This window comes from Kitasatospora sp. NPDC007106 (assembly GCF_040634455.1).
GTDB lineage: Bacteria > Actinomycetota > Actinomycetes > Streptomycetales > Streptomycetaceae > Kitasatospora > Kitasatospora arboriphila.
In genome coordinates this window covers 1-16,560 of record NZ_JBEYFP010000090.1, presented here as the reverse complement: position 1 = coordinate 16,560, position 16,560 = coordinate 1, and the positions used below count along the sequence as shown (strand labels likewise).

The window sequence follows — 16,560 nt, the reverse complement described above, 5'->3', positions numbered from 1 at the left end:
TCTTAACACCCACACGACGCAAAACGAGATAAGTGTTGTGGTGACGGTTGTACTGCCGTGTGCCCTCCCGATCGGCCGGCATCCGGCCGAGCCGCACCGGGTAGGGCGGGGTCTGTGCGAAGACGCCCGCGACCGGGCCGTCCGGCGCGGCCCGCCAGTGGCCGAACACCGGTTCACCGTCGCCGAAGGCGTGCCGGCCGCGCTTGGCGATCCGGTCCAGCAGGGTGAGCAGCACGGTGTTGTCGGCCGGGTGGGCGGCGAGGAAGGCGCCGGCTTCGGCACGGAGGGCGGCGGGGTCGTTCGTGAGGGTCCAGGTCATGCCCCATCCTGGCGCCGCCCGCGACCCGTGCGCATTCGAATTAGCCGAGGCGCTCCGCGAGTTCGGCGGCGTCGGCGGTGGGGGCGTCGCAGCTGAAGTGCCGGCAGACGTAGGCGGCGGGACGGCCGGCGAGCAGCGGGCGGTCGGCCAGCAGCGGGACCTCCTTGCTGCCCGCCTCGCCCACCGCGACGACCGCGCCGGGGGCGGTGGAGAGCAGTGCGGTGCGGTGCAGTTCGGCGGTGGCGGGGTCGCCGGCCGGTCCGACCACGGCGACCTCGCGCGGGCCGTCGAGCAGGGCCTCGGCGACGGCGAGCCCCCAGCCGATGAACCGGGGGGCCCGGGTGCCGAGCGCGCCGACCACGCCGAGTGCCCGCTCGGCGGCGGTGCGGTGGCGCTCGGAGCCGGTGTAGGCGGCGTAGCCGAGCAGTGCGCCGGCGGCGGCCGTCCAGCCGGAGGGGGTGGCGTTGTCGGTCGGGTCCTGCGGACGCCGGATCAGCTCCTCGGCGTCGTCGGCGGTGTCGTAGAGGGCGCCGGAGGCGGCGTCGGTGAAGTGGGCGAGGACGGTGTCGAGGAGCCCGCCGGCGAGGTCGAGCCACTCGGCCTCGCCGGTGACGGCGTACAGGGCGAGGAAGCCCTCGGCGGTGTCGGCGTAGTCCTCCAGGACGCCGGCGTTGGCGCCGGCCCGGCCGTCGCGGGAGGTGCGCAGCAGCCGGCCGTCGGCGGTGAGGTGGACGGCGAGCAGCAGGTCGGCGGCGCGTTCGGCGGCCTCGACGAGGTCGGGGCGCTCCAGCAGGGCGCCGGTCTCGGCGAGCGCGGCGATCGCGAGGCCGTTCCAGGCGGCGACGACCTTGTCGTCGCGGGCGGGGGCGGGCCGCTCGGCGCGGGCCTCGAAGAGACGGGTGCGGATCCGCTCGTACGTCTCGGGGTCTTCGGGGTCGGTGAGCAGCTGGAGGACGGAGCTGCCGTGCTCGAAGGTGCCGGTGACCTCGAAGATCCCGGTGGCGAGGGCGGCGTCCTCGGGGCCGAGGGCGGCGGTGAGCTGCTCCGGGGTCCAGGCGTAGTAGGCGCCCTCGGCGGGCTTGCCGGTGACCGGGTCGGGCGAGTCGGCGTCCAGGGCGGAGGCGAAGCCGCCCTCGGGGGTGCGCAGTTCGCGGAGCAGGAAGTCGGCGGTGTCCAGTGCGGTGCGGCGGGCGCGGGCGTCACCGGTGGCGCGCCACAGGTGGAGGTAGGTGCGCAGCAGCAGGGCGTTGTCGTACAGCATCTTCTCGAAGTGCGGCACGACCCAGTCGGCGTCCACGGAGTAGCGGGCGAAGCCGCCGCCGAGCTGGTCGTACAGGCCGCCGCGGGACATCGCGTCGCAGGTGCGCGCGGCCATCTCCAGGGCGGCGGCGGAGCCGGTGCGGGCGTGGTGGCGCAGCAGCCACTCGACGGTCATGGACGGCGGGAACTTGGGGGCGCCGCCGAAGCCGCCGCGGCGTTCGTCGAAGCCGCGGCCGAGTTCGAGCAGGGCGGCGTGCAGTTCAGCCTCGCCGGGGGCGGGCAGCACGCCGGCGCCGGCGCCGTAGACCCGGGCGCGCTCCTGCAGCTCGGCGCGGATCCGGCCGGCGACCTCGCCGACCTCCTCGCGGCGGTCGCGCCAGGCGGCGGTGACGCCCTCCAGGACCTGCCGGAAGCCGGGCATGCCGTGCCGGGGCTCGGGCGGGAAGTAGGTGCCGAAGTAGAACGGCTCCTTGTCCGGCGTGAGGAAGACCGTCATGGGCCAGCCGCCCTGGCCGGTGGCGGCCTGGACGGCCTCCATGTAGACGGCGTCGACGTCGGGCCGCTCCTCGCGGTCGACCTTGACGGCCACGAAGTGCTCGTTGGCGTAGGCGGCGATCGCCTCGTCCTCGAAGGACTCGTGCGCCATCACGTGGCACCAGTGGCAGGCCGCGTACCCGACGGACAGCAGGACGGGCACCCCGCGTCGCTCCGCCTCGGCGAAGGCCTCGGGCCCCCAGGGCCACCAGTCGACCGGGTTGTCGGCGTGCTGGAGCAGGTACGGCGAGGTCGCGTCGGCGAGACGGTTCGGCATGGGCCCATCCTTGCGCATCCCCGCGCGGGTGACACACTGCCGCGTCGTGGAGCGACAACTGATCGGCAGCAGTGGCTGGTACGGCGTGCGGTGCGTGTTCCGGTGGACGGGCCGCGGTACCTACGAGGAGCGGATCACCCTCTGGCGGGCGGCCTCGGCGGACGGGGCGATCGCCCTGGCCGAGGCGGAGGCGGCCGGGTACGCCGAGGACACCGGTGTCGAGTACACCGGGCTCGCGCAGTGCTACGAGGCGGTGGACGTCCCCGGGCCGGGCGCGGAGGTGTTCTCGCTGCTGCGGGACAGCCCGCTGGAGCCCGACGCCTACCTCGACCGGTACTTCGACGACGGCGGCGAGCGGCAGCTCCCGGTGTGACTACTCCTCGGTGGTCTCCGGCTCCTCGACGAAGTCGATCTTCTTGAAGCGGCTGTTCATGGACTTCAGCAGGAACCAGGTGGCGATGCCGAGGGCCGCGAAGACGACGAAGCCGAGCAGGCCCGGGGTGACCTTGTTCTGGTCGAGGGCGAGGTCCGCGGCGAGGTGGGTGAGGTTCACGGGGGTGCTCATCTCTCCATGGTGGCCCGGCCCTACACGGGCCGGGCCACCGGGGTGGTGCAGGGGGTTCGCGCTACTTGCGCAGGCCCGCGAACAGGTCGTTCTCGGGCAGGTCGGTGTCGACGTGCGAGCGGGCGAGCTCGTAGTCCTCGGTGGGCCACACCTCGCGCTGGATGTCCAGCGGGACGCGGAACCAGGGGCCGTCGGGGTCGATCTGGGTGGCGTGCGCGATCAGCGCCTTGTCGCGGATCTCGAAGTAGTCGTCGCAGACCACGCGGGTGGTGATCTCGCGCTCCTTGCGGCCGCTCTTCTCCCAGCCGGCGATCCACTCGCCGTACGGGGAGTCGTGCCCGTTGTCGGTGAGGTAGGCGTGCAGGGCGCGGATCCGGCCCATCGGGAAGCCGTGGTTGTAGTACAGCTTCTGCGGCTGCCAGGGCTCGCCGGCCTCCGGGTAGGCGTCCGGGTCGCCGGCGGCGTCGAAGGCCACCATGGTGATCTTGTGGGTCATGATGTGGTCGGGGTGCGGGTACCCGCCGTTCTCGTCGTACGTGGTGATCACGTGCGGGCGGAACTCGCGGATCAGCCGCACCAGGGTGCCGGCCGCCGCGTCCACGTCCTCCAGGGCGAAGCAGCCCTCGGGGAGCGGCGGCAGCGGGTCGCCCTCGGGCAGCCCGGAGTCGACGTAGCCCAGCCAGGCCTGCTGCACGCCGAGGATCTCCCGGGCGGCGTCCATCTCCTTGCGGCGCACCTCGTGGATGTTCTCCTCGACCCAGGCGTCGCCCTGCAGCTTGGGGTTGAGGATCGACCCCCGCTCGCCACCCGTGCAGGTGGCCACCAGCACGTCCACCCCCTGGGCGACGTACATCGCCGTGGTGGCGGCGCCCTTGCTGGACTCGTCGTCCGGGTGCGCGTGCACCGCCATCAGTCGCAACTGCTCGCTCAACGCCTGGTTCCCTTCCAGGTATGTCCGGTTCGTCGGGTCGGCTCCCCCGCCGCCTCCGGCGCGGACGTGCCCCTTCTATAGTGACGGACTGAGGAGCCGCTCCATTCCCTCCCCAGCCCGAGCGCGCCTCGTCGAAAGGACCGAGCCGGCCATGGACTCCAGCCGTACGACCACCGCCCTGCCGGAGGGCCGCTACAGCCGCCGCTCCGACGCCGAGGCGGACCGTCGGCTGCGGATCGCCGCGGTGGTCTGCGGTGTGCTGTTCCTGGGCGTGGTGGCCTGGCTGGGCGGCTCGTACATCTTGCGCGAGAGCGTGATGAACGGCAGTGTGCCGGCCTTCGAGGCGGTCTCCGACCACGAGATGCAGCTGCAGCTGTCGGTCCGCAAGGAGGCGGGCACCGCGGGTGTCTGCACGGTACGCTCGATGGCGGCGGACAAGGCCGTGGTGGGCCAGTACGACTTCCCGGTGCCGGCCGAGGGCAGCACCTGGTCGCAGGTGGTGACGTTGCGCACCACCGCCCGCGGGGTGACCGCGGAGCTGCTGGGCTGCACGCCCCGCCGCTGATCCGCCACCCGTCCGGGGGAGCCGTCCGGGCGGAATTCCCCTTTGCACATCGCACCCTCCCCGGCGCATATTCGAGCGTACGGGCGGGCATCCGTACGGAGTGCCGCGGCAGCCGGCCGTGGCCGTGCCCGCGAGCTCCCCTCCCGCCGGGAGGCGGAAATTGTTAGGCTCGTGGTTTCGCCCCTTCCGAGCCCCAGCGCCCGGGAGCGGGCGTTGCTTTGTAGTTACGACAGAACCTGCTGACGAACAACCCTCAGCACAGCCCAGTACCGACGAGGAGCACCCGTGACCCAGACCAGCGATGACGTGACCTGGCTCACTCAGTCCGGCTACGACCAGCTCAAGGCCGAGCTGGAGCACCTGACCGGCCCCTGGCGCATCGAGATCGCCCAGAAGATCGAGGCGGCGCGCGAGGAGGGTGACCTCAAGGAGAACGCCGGCTACCACGCGGCCAAGGAGGAGCAGGGCAAGTACGAGGCCCGGATCCGCCAGCTCACCCAGCTGCTGGAGCGCGCCAAGGTGGGCGAGGCCCCGGCCGACTCCGGTGTCGTCGCCCCGGGCATGGTCGTGACCGTCGCCTTCGACGGCGACGAGGACGACACCATGCGCTTCCTGCTCGGCTCGCGCGAGGTCGCCGGCGACGACCTGGACATCTACTCGCCGCAGTCGCCGCTCGGCCGCGCCATCAACGGCAAGAAGGTCGGCGAGGACGCCACCTACGAGCTGCCGAACGGCAAGCGGGCCAGCGTGACGATCATCGAGGCCAAGCCGCACGCCGGCTGAGTCCGCGCACACCCCGAGGGGCGGCCCCGGCGCTGAGCCGGGGCCGCCCCTCGTGCTGCACCTGCCGCCGGTCAGCCGGCCGCGGAGCGGTACTTGCGGACCGACAGCCAGGAGAACAGCGCCGTGATCACCAGCGACCAGACGATCGACACCGGCACCGCGTGCTGCATCGGCCAGGCGTCGTCGACCGGGCCGACCTGGTTGCCGAACAGGTCGCGGCAGGCCTGGACGGTCGCCGAGAACGGGTTCCAGTAGGCGATCGGCTGCAGCCAGCCCGGCATCGAGCTGATCGGCACGAAGGCGTTGGAGACGAAGGTCAGCGGGAAGAGCCAGATCAGGCCGGCCGAGGTGGCCGCCTCCGGGCTGCGCACGGACAGGCCGATCAGCGCACCGATCCAGGAGAAGGCGTAGCCGAGCAGGAGCAGCAGCCCGAAGGCCGCCATCGCCTTCCAGAAGCCCTCGTGGATGCGCCAGCCGACCAGCAGGGCGACCAGGGCGAGCACCAGCAGGATGAAGGCGGTCTGCACCAGGTCGGCGAGGGTCCGGCCGACCAGGACGGCCGAGCGGGTCATCGGCAGCGAGCGGAAGCGGTCGACCAGGCCCTTGGTCATGTCCTCCGCGATGCCGGCCGAGGCGCCGGCGGTCGCGAAGGTGACGGTCTGCGCGAAGATGCCGGCCATCAGGAACTGGATGTAGGCGTCGTGGCTGGCCTGCGTCCCGGGGATCTGGATCGCGCCGCCCATCACGTACGAGAAGAGCAGCACGAACATCACGGGCTGGAGCAGCCCGAAGACCACGATCTCGGGGATGCGGAGCATCCGGCGCAGGTTGCGGCGGGCGACGACCCAGGAGTCGTGCAGCATCGCGGCGAGCCCGGTGCGCCGGCGCGGGGCGGTGTGGCCGATGGCGTGCTCGGTGGCGGTGGTCGCCATCTCAGGACTCCTTTCCGTGGCCGTGGCGGCCCCGGGCCTGCTTCTGCTGCCCGTTCCCGCCGTTCTCCTCGGCCTCGGTGGCGTGGCCGGTGAGGGAGAGGAAGACGTCGTCGAGGGTGGGGCGGCGCAGGCCGATGTCGTCGATCTCGATCGAGCGGGCGTCGAGCTCGCGGATGACGTCGGCGAGCACCTTGGAGCCGCCGCTGACCGGGACGGTGATCCGACGGGTGTTGCGTTCCACGGCCGGCTCGCCCTTGGCGTAGGGGGTGAGGGCGGCGACGGCCTCGGCGACCTCGTCCGGGCGGTGCACCACCAGTTCGATGCGTTCGCCGCCGATCGTCGCCTTGAGCTCGTCGGCGGTGCCGCGGGCGATCACCCGGCCGTGGTCGACCACCGCGATGTCGTGGGCGAGGCGGTCGGCCTCCTCCAGGTACTGGGTGGTGAGCAGCAGGGTGGTGCCCTGGTCGACGAGGTTCTCGATGACCTCCCACAGGGCGAGGCGGTTGCGCGGGTCGAGGCCGGTGGTGGGCTCGTCCATGAACATCACCGGGGGGCGGACGACCAGGGCGGCGGCGAGGTCGAGGCGGCGGCGCATGCCTCCGGAGTAGGTCTTGGCGGTGCGGTCGGCGGCCTCGGCGAGGTTGAACCACTCCAGCAGTTCCAGGGCGCGGGCCTTCGCGTCGCGGGCGCTCATCTGGTACAGCTCGCCGACCATCTGGAGGTTCTCGCGGCCGGTGAGGTACTCGTCGACGGCGGCGTACTGGCCGGAGAGGCCGATCAAGCCGCGCACCTCGTTGGGGTGCCGGAGCACGTCCAGTCCGGCCACCGTGGCTCGGCCGGAGTCGGGTCGGAGCAGGGTGGTGAGCACCCGCACGGTGGTGGTCTTGCCCGCACCGTTCGGGCCGAGCAGGCCCAGCACGGTGCCTTCGGGCACGTCGAGGCTGACGCCGTCGAGGGCGCGGACGTCACCGAAGGTCTTGACCAGGTTCTCGGCTTGGATGGCTGGCGCCATGGCCTGCCTCATCTCCTGTTTGTCCGGTATGTCGTCTGATCGTCACACAGGTGCCCGGGCGGGCGGATCCCGAATCTCGCGATGTATCGCGAGAGGATGGCAGCTTGCGATATATCGCGTCAAGGGGTGCGGCGGTGCGCCACCCGCACGGCGGAGCGGCCCTACTGGGTGACCACGTACCCCGCGGCGCGCAGCTCACCGGTCACCACCGCGCAGTGCTCCGGCCCCTTGGTCTCCAGGTGCAGGTCCACCTCGACCTCGGTCAGCCCCAGCCGCGGGTCGATCCGCACGTGCGCGACGTCCAGCACGTTGGCGTCCACCCGGGTGAGCACTCCCAGCAGGTCGGCCAGCGCCCCCGGCCTGTCCGCCAGCCGCACCCGCAGGGACAGGTAGCGGCCGGCTGCCGCCAGACCGTGCCGCAGCACCCGCATCATCAGCTGCGGGTCGATGTTGCCGCCGGACAGCACCGCCACCACCGGGCCCTCGAAGCCCTCCGGCCGCTCCAGCAGGGCCGCGATCGGGCTCGCCCCGGCCGGCTCCACCACCAGCTTCAGCCGCTCCAGGCCGACCAGCAGCGCCCGCGACAGTGCGTCCTCGGAGACCGTGCGGACACCGTCGGCCAGCGTGTTCACCACCTCGAACGGGATGTCGCCGGGCCGGCCAACCATGATCCCGTCCGCCATCGTGGCGATCCGCGGCAGCGACACCGGGTGCCCGGCCGCCAGCGACGGCGGGTACGCGGCCGCGCCCGCCGCCTGCACCCCGACCACCCGCACGTCCGGGCGCAGCGGCTTCACCGCCGCCGCGATCCCGGCGATCAGCCCGCCGCCGCCGACCCCGACCAGGATCGTGCGGACCTCCGGGCACTGCTCCAGGATCTCCAGGCCCACCGTGGCCTGGCCGGTCACCACGTCCCAGTGGTCGAAGGGGTGGATGAACACCGCGCCGGTCGCCTCCGACCAGCGCTGCGCCGCCTGCAGGGCCTCGTCGACGGTGGCGCCGTGCAGCCGCACCTCGGCGCCGTAGTCGCGGGTCGCCGCCACCTTCGGCAGCGGGGCGCCGGTCGGCATGAAGACGGTGGCGGGCACGCCGAGCAGCGAGGCCGCCAGCGCCACGCCCTGCGCGTGGTTGCCGGCGCTCGCGGCGACCACCCCGCCGGCCTTCTGCACCGGCGTCAGCCCGGCGATCCGCACGTACGCGCCGCGCAGCTTGAACGAGCCGGTGCGCTGCAGGTTCTCGCACTTGAGGTGGACGGGCGAGCCCACCAGCGCGGACAGGTACCGGCTCGACTCCATCGGCGTCACCCGGGCGATCCCGGCCAGCATCTTCTGGGCGCCGCGGACGTCGTCGAGGGTGATCGGCCAGCTCTGCATGCGGATCAGCGTACGGCCGCGGGCGGCCTGCGACCGGCAGCGACCGGCGGCGCCGGGCCTGTTCCCGGGCCGGGCCGTCGCGCGTACGCTGCTGGCTCCGAGCACCCGTACCGCCTCTGGAACGTGAGCCGCGATGACGACCCCCTCGCCCCCGGCCGCCCCCGGCAACGACCCCCTCCACAGCCAACTCCACTACCAGGTGGCGGTGTTCGCCCGTCGGCTGGAGCAGGCCCGGCACGGCGCGGTCGGCTCGCTGGACCGCGCCGCCTACCTGCTGCTGGACGAGCTGCAGCGCCGCGGCCCGGCCAGCGTGAAGACCCTCGCCGCGGCGCTCGGCGTCGACTCCTCCACCGTCACCCGGCAGGCCGCGCCGCTCGTCGAGGCGGACCTGGTCGGCCGGGTCCCGTACCCGGCCGACCGGCGTGCCGTGCACCTCGCCCTGACCCCGCTCGGCGGCCGCAGGCTCGCCGAAGTACGGGCCGGACGCGAGGAGTTGATGCGCCACCTGACGGCGGACTGGCCCGCCGACGAGCGGCGGGCCTTCTGCGCCCTGCTGGCCCGCTTCAACGACTCGCTGGAGTCGTACTCGGCGGGCCGTCAGTCCTGACCGGGCCGCGCGGGGCTCAGCCCAGCGCCTGGCGCAGGTCGGCGAGCAGGTCGTCGACCGACTCGATGCCGACCGAGATCCGCACCAGGTCGGCCGGCACCTCCAGCGCCGAACCCGCCACCGAGGCGTGCGTCATCCGGCCCGGGTGCTCGATCAGCGACTCCACGCCGCCCAGCGACTCGCCGAGGGTGAACAGCTGCGCCCGGTTGCAGACCTCGACCGCCGCCTCCTCGCCGCCGTGCACGCGGAAGGAGACCATGCCGCCGAAGGCCTTCATCTGCTTGGCCGCGATGTCGTGGCCGGGGTGCTCGGGCAGGCCCGGGTAGAGCACCTGGCTGACCTTCGGGTGGCCGGCCAGCAGCTCGGCGACCTTCTCGGCGTTGGCGCTGTGCCGGTCCATCCGGACACCCAGCGTCTTGATGCCGCGCAGCACCAGCCAGGCGTCGAACGGGCCGGAGACCGCGCCCATCGCGTTCTGGTGGTACGCGACCTCCTCGCCGAGGCCGGCGTCGGCCAGCACCAGCGCGCCGCCGACCACGTCCGAGTGGCCGCCCATGTACTTGGTGGTGGAGTGCACCACGGCGTCGGCGCCGAGCGCGATCGGCTGCTGCAGGTAGGGGCTGGCGAAGGTGTTGTCCACCACCAGCAGGGCCCCGGCGGCGTGCGCCACCTCGGCCAGCGCGGTCAGGTCGGTGATGCCCAGCAGCGGGTTGGACGGGGTCTCCACCCACACCGCGCGGGTGTTCGGACGGAGCTGGGCGCGGACGTCCGCGAGGTCCTGGGTGTTGGCGACGGAGAACTCCACGCCCCACCGGGTGAGGACCTTCGCGAACAGCCGGAACGTGCCGCCGTAGGCGTCGTTCGGGATCACGATGTGGTCGCCCGGCTTGAGGATCGTGCGCAGCAGGGTGTCCTCGGCCGCGAGGCCGGAGGCGAAGGCGAGGCCGCGCGCGCCGCCCTCGATCGCCGCGAGGCACTCCTCCAGCGCGGTTCTGGTCGGGTTGGCGGAACGGCTGTACTCGTACCCGCCCCGCAGGCCGCCCACCCCGTCCTGCTTGTACGTGGACACCTGGTAGATCGGCGTGACGACGGCCCCGGTCTGGGGGTCTGCTTCCTGACCCGCGTGGATGGCGAGGGTCTCGAAGCCCTGGGGAAGCTGGTGCTCGGTCATGCCCATGAGCCTAGTCCGCGGGGGCCCGGCCGCACGGGCTGAGCGCACGTCCCGCGCCGCGCCGTCGGCGGCACCGCCCCGGCCGGCCCCGGCGGGCCCGCCGTCCGCCGCCGGAGCGGACCGGGCCCGGCCAGCGGAATCCCTTCGCCCGCGGTCGTTCGGACCGCCACCACCGCGCGCCCGCACAGCCGATCGAGAGATCCGATCGGCCGCCGTCCGGAGGTACCGCAACCGCCGGCACGACCCCGCCGCCCGCCGCCGGGGCCCGCAGCGGCACTGTCACAGCCGCCTGACAGGATGCGCGGGTGCCCGACACCCGTACACCCGTCCGCCCCGACTTCCGGGGCGACTTCGAGATCCACCTGACCGTCGCCCCGCAGCAGGGCCCGGCGCTCGCCGCCTGGGCCGCGGGGCGCGGCCTCAAGGTCGTCGACATCGAACTCGCCCGGGGCGCCGCCCCCCGGCAGCCGATGCTCACCCTGACCGTCTCCGGCACCCTCGCCGAGGCCGAGGCGCTCGCCGGCCGGACGGGGGCGGAGGCCGACTCCGCCGGGTTCGCCGTGCTCCGCACCAAGATCGAGGCCGCGCCCTGGACGGCGGGCGTCCCCGCCACCGACGGGCAGGCCCGGGCCCTCGGCCCGGCGTACTACTTCGAACACCACGTCAAACTGCTGCTGGACGCGCCGCCCGGGCCCGCGCTGGCCGCCGCGGCCGAGCGCCACGACGCCCACCTGTCCCGCAACGCCCGGCGCACCCGGCCCGACGGGCAGGTCGAGTTCTTCGTCACCCAGCGCTGCCGCCTGGTCGGCGCCGACACCGCCGGCCGCCGCCTGGACGCCCTGCTCGCCGACCTCACCGGACACCGGATCGCCTCCGTCGAGCGGGAGTTCGCCGTGCTCGACACCGCCGAGGCGCTGGACGCCGGCTGGATCGCGGAAGCCCGCCCCGCGGACGCCCACCCCACCGAGGACACCGCCGAAAGGACCTCCCGATGACCAACTCCTCCTGGCAGGAACTCGGCTACGGCCCCTGGAGCGAGCAGCTCAGCCTCCCGCACGCGAACCCCACCGACAGCGAACTCGGCGAGTTCGAACTCCCCCGCTCGATCCGGCCGGTGGCCGGCGAGGGCGTCGTCCAGCGGGCGGTCTTCGACCCCTCGCTGCGCGGCTACACCAAGGCGATGCGGGCCGGCGACCCGGAGTTCGCCGACGCGGCCACCGGCGCCCGCTGGTACGCCGCACGGCGGGAGGCCCTGGACACCGTGCTCGCCGCCGTCGCCGCCTCCCCCTGGGCCGGGCACCTGGTGCTGCGCGGATCGGTGCTGCTCACCGCCTGGTTCGGGGCGGACGCGCGCGAGCCGGGCGACCTCGACTTCATCGTCACGCCGACCGACTGGGAGCTCGACGACCCTCGGACCGACGGCCTGCTCACCGGGCTGGCGGCCGCCGCCGAGCGGCTCTCCGGCACCGTCCGGCTGCACGCCGACCGAGCCGTCCGGGACGAGATCTGGACGTACGACCGCGTCCCGGGGCGCCGCCTCGTCCTGCCGTGGAGCGCCGACGGCCTGCCCGAGGGCACCGTCCAGCTGGACTTCGTCTTCACCGAGCCGCTGGCCGCCGAGCCCGTCCGCACCGCCGTGCCTCCGCTCTCCGGCTCCGGCACGCCCGCCGAACTGCGCACCGCCGACCGCGAGCTCTCGCTCGCCTGGAAGATCCTCTGGCTGGTCAACGACGGCTTCGCCCAGGGCAAGGACCTGTACGACGCCGTCCTGCTCGCCGAATCCGCCCCGCTCCGCTACGAGCTGCTGCGGGACGTCTTCCTCACGTCCCACCCGTGGTGGGCCACCCGGCCGCTGGTCACCGATGACGTCGCCGAGCCGCTGGAGCGCGTCGAGTGGGACGAGTTCCGCAAGGAGCACCCGCAGGTCGGCACCGCCGAGGAGTACGGCGAGCGGCTGCTCGCCGCCCTCGCCCCGACCTTCGGCGGCCGCAGCGAGGAGGAGCTCCGCGCGGTGTGGCTGCCGCCGGAGTCCACCACGGAATCCGACGGCACCGGCGCGCGTTGAACCCGCCGCACACCCGACACGCCGGACACCTGGAGCAGGCCTTGCTGTTCAACCGCCACAAGAGCGCTCTCGTCACCGCCGACCAGGCGCTGCCCGGCCGCACCACCCCGCTGTTCACCGTCTCCGACCTGCACACCGTCCTCGGCACCCCGCTCACCGGCCCCTACCCGGAGGGCCTGGAGACCGCCGACTTCGGCCTCGGCTGCTTCTGGGGCGCCGAGCGCGCCTTCTGGCAGCTGCCGGGCGTCTGGACGACCCTGGTCGGCTACCAGGGCGGGCACACCGAGAACCCGACCTACGAGGAGGTCTGCAGCGGCCTCACCGGGCACACCGAGGCCGTCCGCGTCGTCTTCGACCCGGCCCGGATCTCGTACGGGACGCTGCTGAAGACCTTCTGGGAGGCCCACGACCCGACCCAGGGCTTCCGCCAGGGCAACGACGTCGGCACCCAGTACCGCTCGGCGGTCTACACCCACTCGCCCGCCCAGCAGGCCGCCGCCGAGGCCTCCCGGGACGCCTTCCAGCCCGAGCTCACCGCCCTCGGCTTCGGCGCGATCACCACCGAGATCGCCCCCGCCGCCGCCTTCCACCCGGCCGAGCCCTACCACCAGCAGTACCTCTCCGAGGCCAAGAACCCCAACGGCTACTGCGGCCTCGGCGGCACCGGCGCCTCCTGCCCGATCGGCGTCGCGCGGACGAACGGCTGACCGTCCGGTGACGACGGCCCGGGAGCTGTACCGGGCGATGCTGCGCGACGGCGTCGCCCCGCGGCTGCGCACCCTCGGCTGGAAGGGGTCCGGGTAGCGCTACGAGCTCCCGGACCCCGGGGCCTGGGTGCAACTGGGCTTCCAGGGTTCCCGCTTCGACTCCGCGGACTCCCTGGACTTCACCGTCAACGTCTCGGTGATCGGGCGGCAGGCGTGGGAGGCGTACCGGGCGGGGCACCCCGGTCTGCCCGCCCGGCCCAACCCGAGCGTCCACTACGACCGCCGCTTCGACCCGGTCCGCATCGGCCACCTGCTCGCGTCCGGTCGCGACACCTGGTGGAACGTCTCCACCCACCGGCCCGCCGACCGCCTCGACCGGACGGCCGACGGTGTCGTCGCCGCGGTGACCGACCACGCCGTGCCCGAGATCCGCCGCCGCCTCGGCGGGCCCTGACCGGCGGCCGCGGGCGGGCGGTCACGTCTCCGTGGCAGCCGTGCGGGGCGCGGCGGAGACTGAGGGTGTCGGCAGGGTGGCCCGGGTGGTCGCCCCCGTTCGGAGGAGATGCGCGATGGCCGGTCTTGTCCGCATGAGCCTGGACTCGCCCGAGGAGGTCCGTCCGTTCGAGGACGGCCGCGGTCGCATGGAACTGGTCAACCAGGAGGGCGGCGGCGTGGGCCGCGGCACCTTCGAACCCGGCTGGCAGTGGTCGAAGCACGTCAAGCCGATCGCCGGCACGGAGAGCTGCCGGGCCTCCCACACGGGGTACGTGGTCTCCGGCCGGATGAAGGTCGTGATGGACGACGGGCAGGAGGAGGAGTTCGGCCCGGGCGACTTCATGATCTGCCCGCCGGGGCACGACGCGTGGGTGCTCGGCGACGAGGCGTGCGTGGTGATCGACTGGCAGGGCTTCGCCGACTACGCCAAGCGGTCCTGACGGGCCGGCCCCGCCCGGTGGCGCCCCGCCGCCGCGGGGCGCCACCGGGCGCCGGGCGGGTCAGACGGCGCTACCGGCCGTCCAGGCGGACCAGCTCAGGTTCCAGCCGTTGAGGCCGTTGGCCGGGTCGACCGTCCGGTCGCCGGAGTTGACGACCTCGACGACGTCGCCGACCAGCGATTCCTTGAAGAAGACGGCGCCGTCGGTCTGCGGGTCGCCCGCGCCCTTGACGTCGCGCAGCGCGATGCAGCCGTGGCTGAGGTTCTGCTCGCCGAAGGCGCTCCCGGGCGACCAGTAGTTGCCGTGGATGAAGGTGCCCGAGGTGGTGAGGCGCTGGGCGTGCGGCACGTCGGGGATGTTGTACTCGTCGCCGAGGCCGACGGTCTGGGAGTCCATCTTGGTCTGCAGGTACTGCTCGGCGATGACGAGCTTGCCGCCCCAGGTCCGGGTGGCGGGGGCGCCGCCGATGATCGGGTAGGTGGCGGTGACCACGCCGTCGGTGGTGACGGTGAGGGTGTCGGCGGAGAGGTCGGCGACGCTGGTGCGGCTGCGGCCGACGGTGAAGCTGACGTCCTTGGACTGGGTGCCGTAGACGCCCTTGGCGCCCTCGACGTCCTTGAGCCGCAGGCTGAGGGTGACGACCGTGCCCTTGGCCCAGTACTCCTGCGGGCGGAAGTCGAGGCGGGTGCTGGAGTACCAGTGGCCGACGATCTCGACGCCGGGCCGGGCGGTGACGGTGATCGCCTCTTGGACGGCCTTCCGGTCGGTGATCGGCCGGCTGAAGTTGATCGAGACGGGCATGCCGACGCCGACGGTGGCGCCGTTGTCGGGGGTGAAGTGGCCGACGAAGGTGTTGGCGGGGGCGGCGGTGGCGAAGGCCGCGTGCGCGTCGGCCTCCAGCCCGTCCGGGTCGGTGGCGGCGGCGGCCACGGTGTAGCGGGTGCCGCTGCCGAGCGGGTCGGTGGAGGTCCAGCCGTGCCGGTCGGCGGAGAGGGTGCCGGCGACCGCCCGGCCCTTCTCGTCGGTGACGGAGACGGAGGTCAGGGTGCCCCCGGTGACGGCGACCTTGATCGGCCGGGTGAAGGGGGCCGTGGTGGCGCCGTCCGCGGGGGTGACGGTTATTCGGGCGGCCGAGGTCTTCGGGATGTCGGCGCCCTTGGTGGTGGCCGCCGCTCCGGACGGCCCGCCGGCGGCCTTCCCGGCCGCGTTGCCGCTGCCGCCGCCGGTGTCGCCGTTGCAGGCCGCGACCAGCAGGGCCGGGGCGGCGAGCAGACCGCCCAGGACGCCGCGCCGGGTCCAGTTGCTGCTCCCGGACTGCTGGTTCTCGGGTGCCGTCACGTGGTTCTCCCTGCTGCTCGGCGGCGCGCCCGGCGCCCGGTACGGATCGTGAGCACGGCGCAACGGGGCGAATACACCCGTTCGGCGCACATGTTCCAGATCGTACGAGAGTACTTGTCATACCTCCATATCGGACAAAAGGCCCGGTCCGGAAGGGTCCGGACCGGGCCTTGCCGCCGTGCGGCGGTGCCGCGCGGGCGCGACGAGGACTACTCGACGCTGTACTCGTCCCAGCTCTCCTCGTCCGGGTCGAAGTCGGTGTGCGCCGACTCCCAGGTGGCCGAGGTCAGCTCGATGCCGGGGACGTCGCCGAGCAGCGCGACCGGGTCGATGAAGTGGGCGAGCGAGCCGGACGGGTCCACCTCGATGGCCTCGACGGACTGGGCGCGCTCCTCGTCGTCGAGGTACTCGTCGTTCTCGACCTGGGCGAGGGCGGCGGTCTTGAGGGCCTGCTCGTCGGTGATCTCGGCGATGAGCTCGATCTTGAGCCGTACGTAACGCGGTGCGTCCTGCGCGGGCAGGTCAGTGCTGGTCATGGCGGCGAGCCTAGGTCAGCGGACGGGCGGACCCAAACCGGTGCGCCGGAACGCGCGGAAGGGCCGGCGGCCGGGCCCGCGGCGGGCACCCGGCCGGCAGGCGGGCACCCCGGCCGGGGAAACACGGGAGGGCCGGCCCCCTGTACCGGGGACCGGCCCTCCCGCCTCCGCCGGCGCTCCCCCACCCGGGAGCCGCGGAGACGCGCCTCTCGGCGCGATGGGTGCCGCGGGGGCCGCCGCACCCTGTTGATCGGTCGGAACCGAACAGGGGCGGGACGACGGCAACCCCCGCGGGCGGGACACGGAGGGCCGGGTCAGGGCCGACCGACGTGTCCGTGGTGACTGCGGGACCGGGGAGCCGCTCCCGGCCTCCGCTGCCACCATGCTCGGCGTCTTGCCGTTGACCAATACGATGCAGGACCGTTGTTAACGGCCTGATGCGCCGAGGTGACGTCGGTGTACCAACTGGCGGGACGGCGCCCCTTCACCCGGTCGGCCCACCGGGCCCGGTGACACGGGGTCAGTGACCGGCCCGGCTGGTGAGGAAGGCCAGCAGGTCCTGCCGGGTGACGATGCCCTGCGGCTTGCCCTCGACCAGCACGACCACCGCGTCGGCCTTCTCCAGGACCGTCATCAGGTTGGTCACCGAC

At 73.4% G+C, this 16,560-nt stretch carries 18 protein-coding genes and 1 pseudogene; 9 read left to right on the top strand and 10 right to left on the bottom strand.

The features are described from left to right. Positions 1-319: pseudogene (locus ABZ641_RS11600) on the bottom strand (hypothetical protein); the annotation flags it as partial. 40 nt (positions 320-359) lie between these two features. Beyond that, positions 360-2,390 (bottom strand): thioredoxin domain-containing protein, encoded by a 2,031-nt coding sequence (locus ABZ641_RS11595; protein ID WP_344625804.1) that lies wholly within the window; start codon positions 2,388-2,390, stop codon positions 360-362. Between the two features lie 46 nt (positions 2,391-2,436). Between ABZ641_RS11595 and ABZ641_RS11590 the strand changes: the two genes are divergently transcribed. Further along, complete coding sequence (locus ABZ641_RS11590; RefSeq protein WP_344625803.1) at positions 2,437-2,763, top strand: hypothetical protein; 327 nt, start codon at positions 2,437-2,439, stop codon at positions 2,761-2,763. Here the strand turns inward: ABZ641_RS11590 and ABZ641_RS11585 are convergent, their stop codons facing one another. Both ABZ641_RS11585 and mca read right to left on the bottom strand, forming a co-directional pair. After that, the gene (locus ABZ641_RS11585; protein WP_263103864.1) at positions 2,764-2,955 is read right to left on the bottom strand and encodes a hypothetical protein; all 192 of its coding nucleotides are present in this window, start codon (positions 2,953-2,955) and stop codon (positions 2,764-2,766) included. Between the two features lie 61 nt (positions 2,956-3,016). Beyond that, a complete protein-coding gene (gene mca / locus ABZ641_RS11580) occupies positions 3,017-3,886 on the bottom strand; it encodes a mycothiol conjugate amidase Mca (protein ID WP_344625802.1) in 870 nt (289 codons plus the stop codon). A 151-nt stretch (positions 3,887-4,037) separates the two neighbouring features. Here mca and ABZ641_RS11575 point away from each other — a divergent pair, with 151 nt between their 5' ends. Together ABZ641_RS11575 and greA are read left to right on the top strand one after the other, a co-directional pair. After that, a complete protein-coding gene (locus tag ABZ641_RS11575; RefSeq protein ID WP_344625801.1) occupies positions 4,038-4,451 on the top strand; it encodes a DUF4307 domain-containing protein in 414 nt (137 codons plus the stop codon). 285 nt (positions 4,452-4,736) lie between these two features. Then, positions 4,737-5,234 (top strand): transcription elongation factor GreA, encoded by a 498-nt coding sequence (gene greA, locus ABZ641_RS11570; protein ID WP_344625800.1) that lies wholly within the window; start codon positions 4,737-4,739, stop codon positions 5,232-5,234. 71 nt (positions 5,235-5,305) lie between these two features. Here the strand turns inward: greA and ABZ641_RS11565 are convergent, their stop codons facing one another. The 3 genes from ABZ641_RS11565 to ilvA form a co-directional block, all read right to left on the bottom strand. Beyond that, complete coding sequence (locus ABZ641_RS11565) at positions 5,306-6,166, bottom strand: ABC transporter permease (RefSeq protein WP_344625799.1); 861 nt, start codon at positions 6,164-6,166, stop codon at positions 5,306-5,308. A 1-nt stretch (position 6,167) separates the two neighbouring features. Further along, positions 6,168-7,178 (bottom strand): ATP-binding cassette domain-containing protein, encoded by a 1,011-nt coding sequence (locus tag ABZ641_RS11560; RefSeq protein ID WP_344625798.1) that lies wholly within the window; start codon positions 7,176-7,178, stop codon positions 6,168-6,170. A gap of 161 nt (positions 7,179-7,339) precedes the next feature. Further along, a complete protein-coding gene (gene ilvA / locus ABZ641_RS11555; protein WP_344625797.1) occupies positions 7,340-8,551 on the bottom strand; it encodes a threonine ammonia-lyase in 1,212 nt (403 codons plus the stop codon). Positions 8,552-8,684: 133 nt separating this feature from the next. Between ilvA and ABZ641_RS11550 the strand changes: the two genes are divergently transcribed. Further along, entirely contained in the window at positions 8,685-9,158 is a 474-nt protein-coding gene (locus ABZ641_RS11550; protein WP_344625796.1) for a MarR family winged helix-turn-helix transcriptional regulator, read from the top strand. 16 nt (positions 9,159-9,174) lie between these two features. On the opposite strand, the gene ABZ641_RS11545 is transcribed toward ABZ641_RS11550, so the two are convergent. Further along, positions 9,175-10,329: a cystathionine gamma-synthase gene (locus ABZ641_RS11545; RefSeq protein WP_030273652.1), complete on the bottom strand. Its 1,155-nt coding sequence runs from the start codon at positions 10,327-10,329 to the stop codon at positions 9,175-9,177. 305 nt (positions 10,330-10,634) lie between these two features. Here ABZ641_RS11545 and ABZ641_RS11540 point away from each other — a divergent pair, with 305 nt between their 5' ends. From ABZ641_RS11540 to ABZ641_RS11520, 5 genes are all read left to right on the top strand, one after another. After that, on the top strand, positions 10,635-11,324 hold the full coding sequence (locus tag ABZ641_RS11540; RefSeq protein WP_359980994.1) for a hypothetical protein: 690 nt from the start codon (positions 10,635-10,637) through the stop codon (positions 11,322-11,324). Continuing rightward, entirely contained in the window at positions 11,321-12,394 is a 1,074-nt protein-coding gene (locus ABZ641_RS11535; RefSeq protein ID WP_344625794.1) for a nucleotidyl transferase AbiEii/AbiGii toxin family protein, read from the top strand. Before ABZ641_RS11540 ends, ABZ641_RS11535 begins: the two co-directional genes overlap by 4 nt. A 41-nt stretch (positions 12,395-12,435) precedes the next feature. Next, positions 12,436-13,101: a peptide-methionine (S)-S-oxide reductase MsrA gene (msrA, locus tag ABZ641_RS11530; RefSeq protein ID WP_344625793.1), complete on the top strand. Its 666-nt coding sequence runs from the start codon at positions 12,436-12,438 to the stop codon at positions 13,099-13,101. 127 nt (positions 13,102-13,228) lie between these two features. Further along, a complete protein-coding gene (locus ABZ641_RS11525) occupies positions 13,229-13,555 on the top strand; it encodes a DUF4304 domain-containing protein (RefSeq protein WP_359980990.1) in 327 nt (108 codons plus the stop codon). A gap of 115 nt (positions 13,556-13,670) precedes the next feature. After that, the gene (locus ABZ641_RS11520; RefSeq protein WP_344625791.1) at positions 13,671-14,036 is read left to right on the top strand and encodes a cupin domain-containing protein; all 366 of its coding nucleotides are present in this window, start codon (positions 13,671-13,673) and stop codon (positions 14,034-14,036) included. 60 nt (positions 14,037-14,096) lie between these two features. On the opposite strand, the gene ABZ641_RS11515 is transcribed toward ABZ641_RS11520, so the two are convergent. After that, positions 14,097-15,374 carry an Ig-like domain-containing protein gene (locus tag ABZ641_RS11515; protein ID WP_359980987.1) on the bottom strand — a complete coding sequence of 426 codons (1,278 nt, stop codon included), beginning with the start codon at positions 15,372-15,374 and terminating at the stop codon, positions 14,097-14,099. Positions 15,375-15,583: 209 nt separating this feature from the next. Then, positions 15,584-15,910: a hypothetical protein gene (locus tag ABZ641_RS11510; protein WP_263103880.1), complete on the bottom strand. Its 327-nt coding sequence runs from the start codon at positions 15,908-15,910 to the stop codon at positions 15,584-15,586. Positions 15,911-16,560 lie beyond the last annotated feature (650 nt).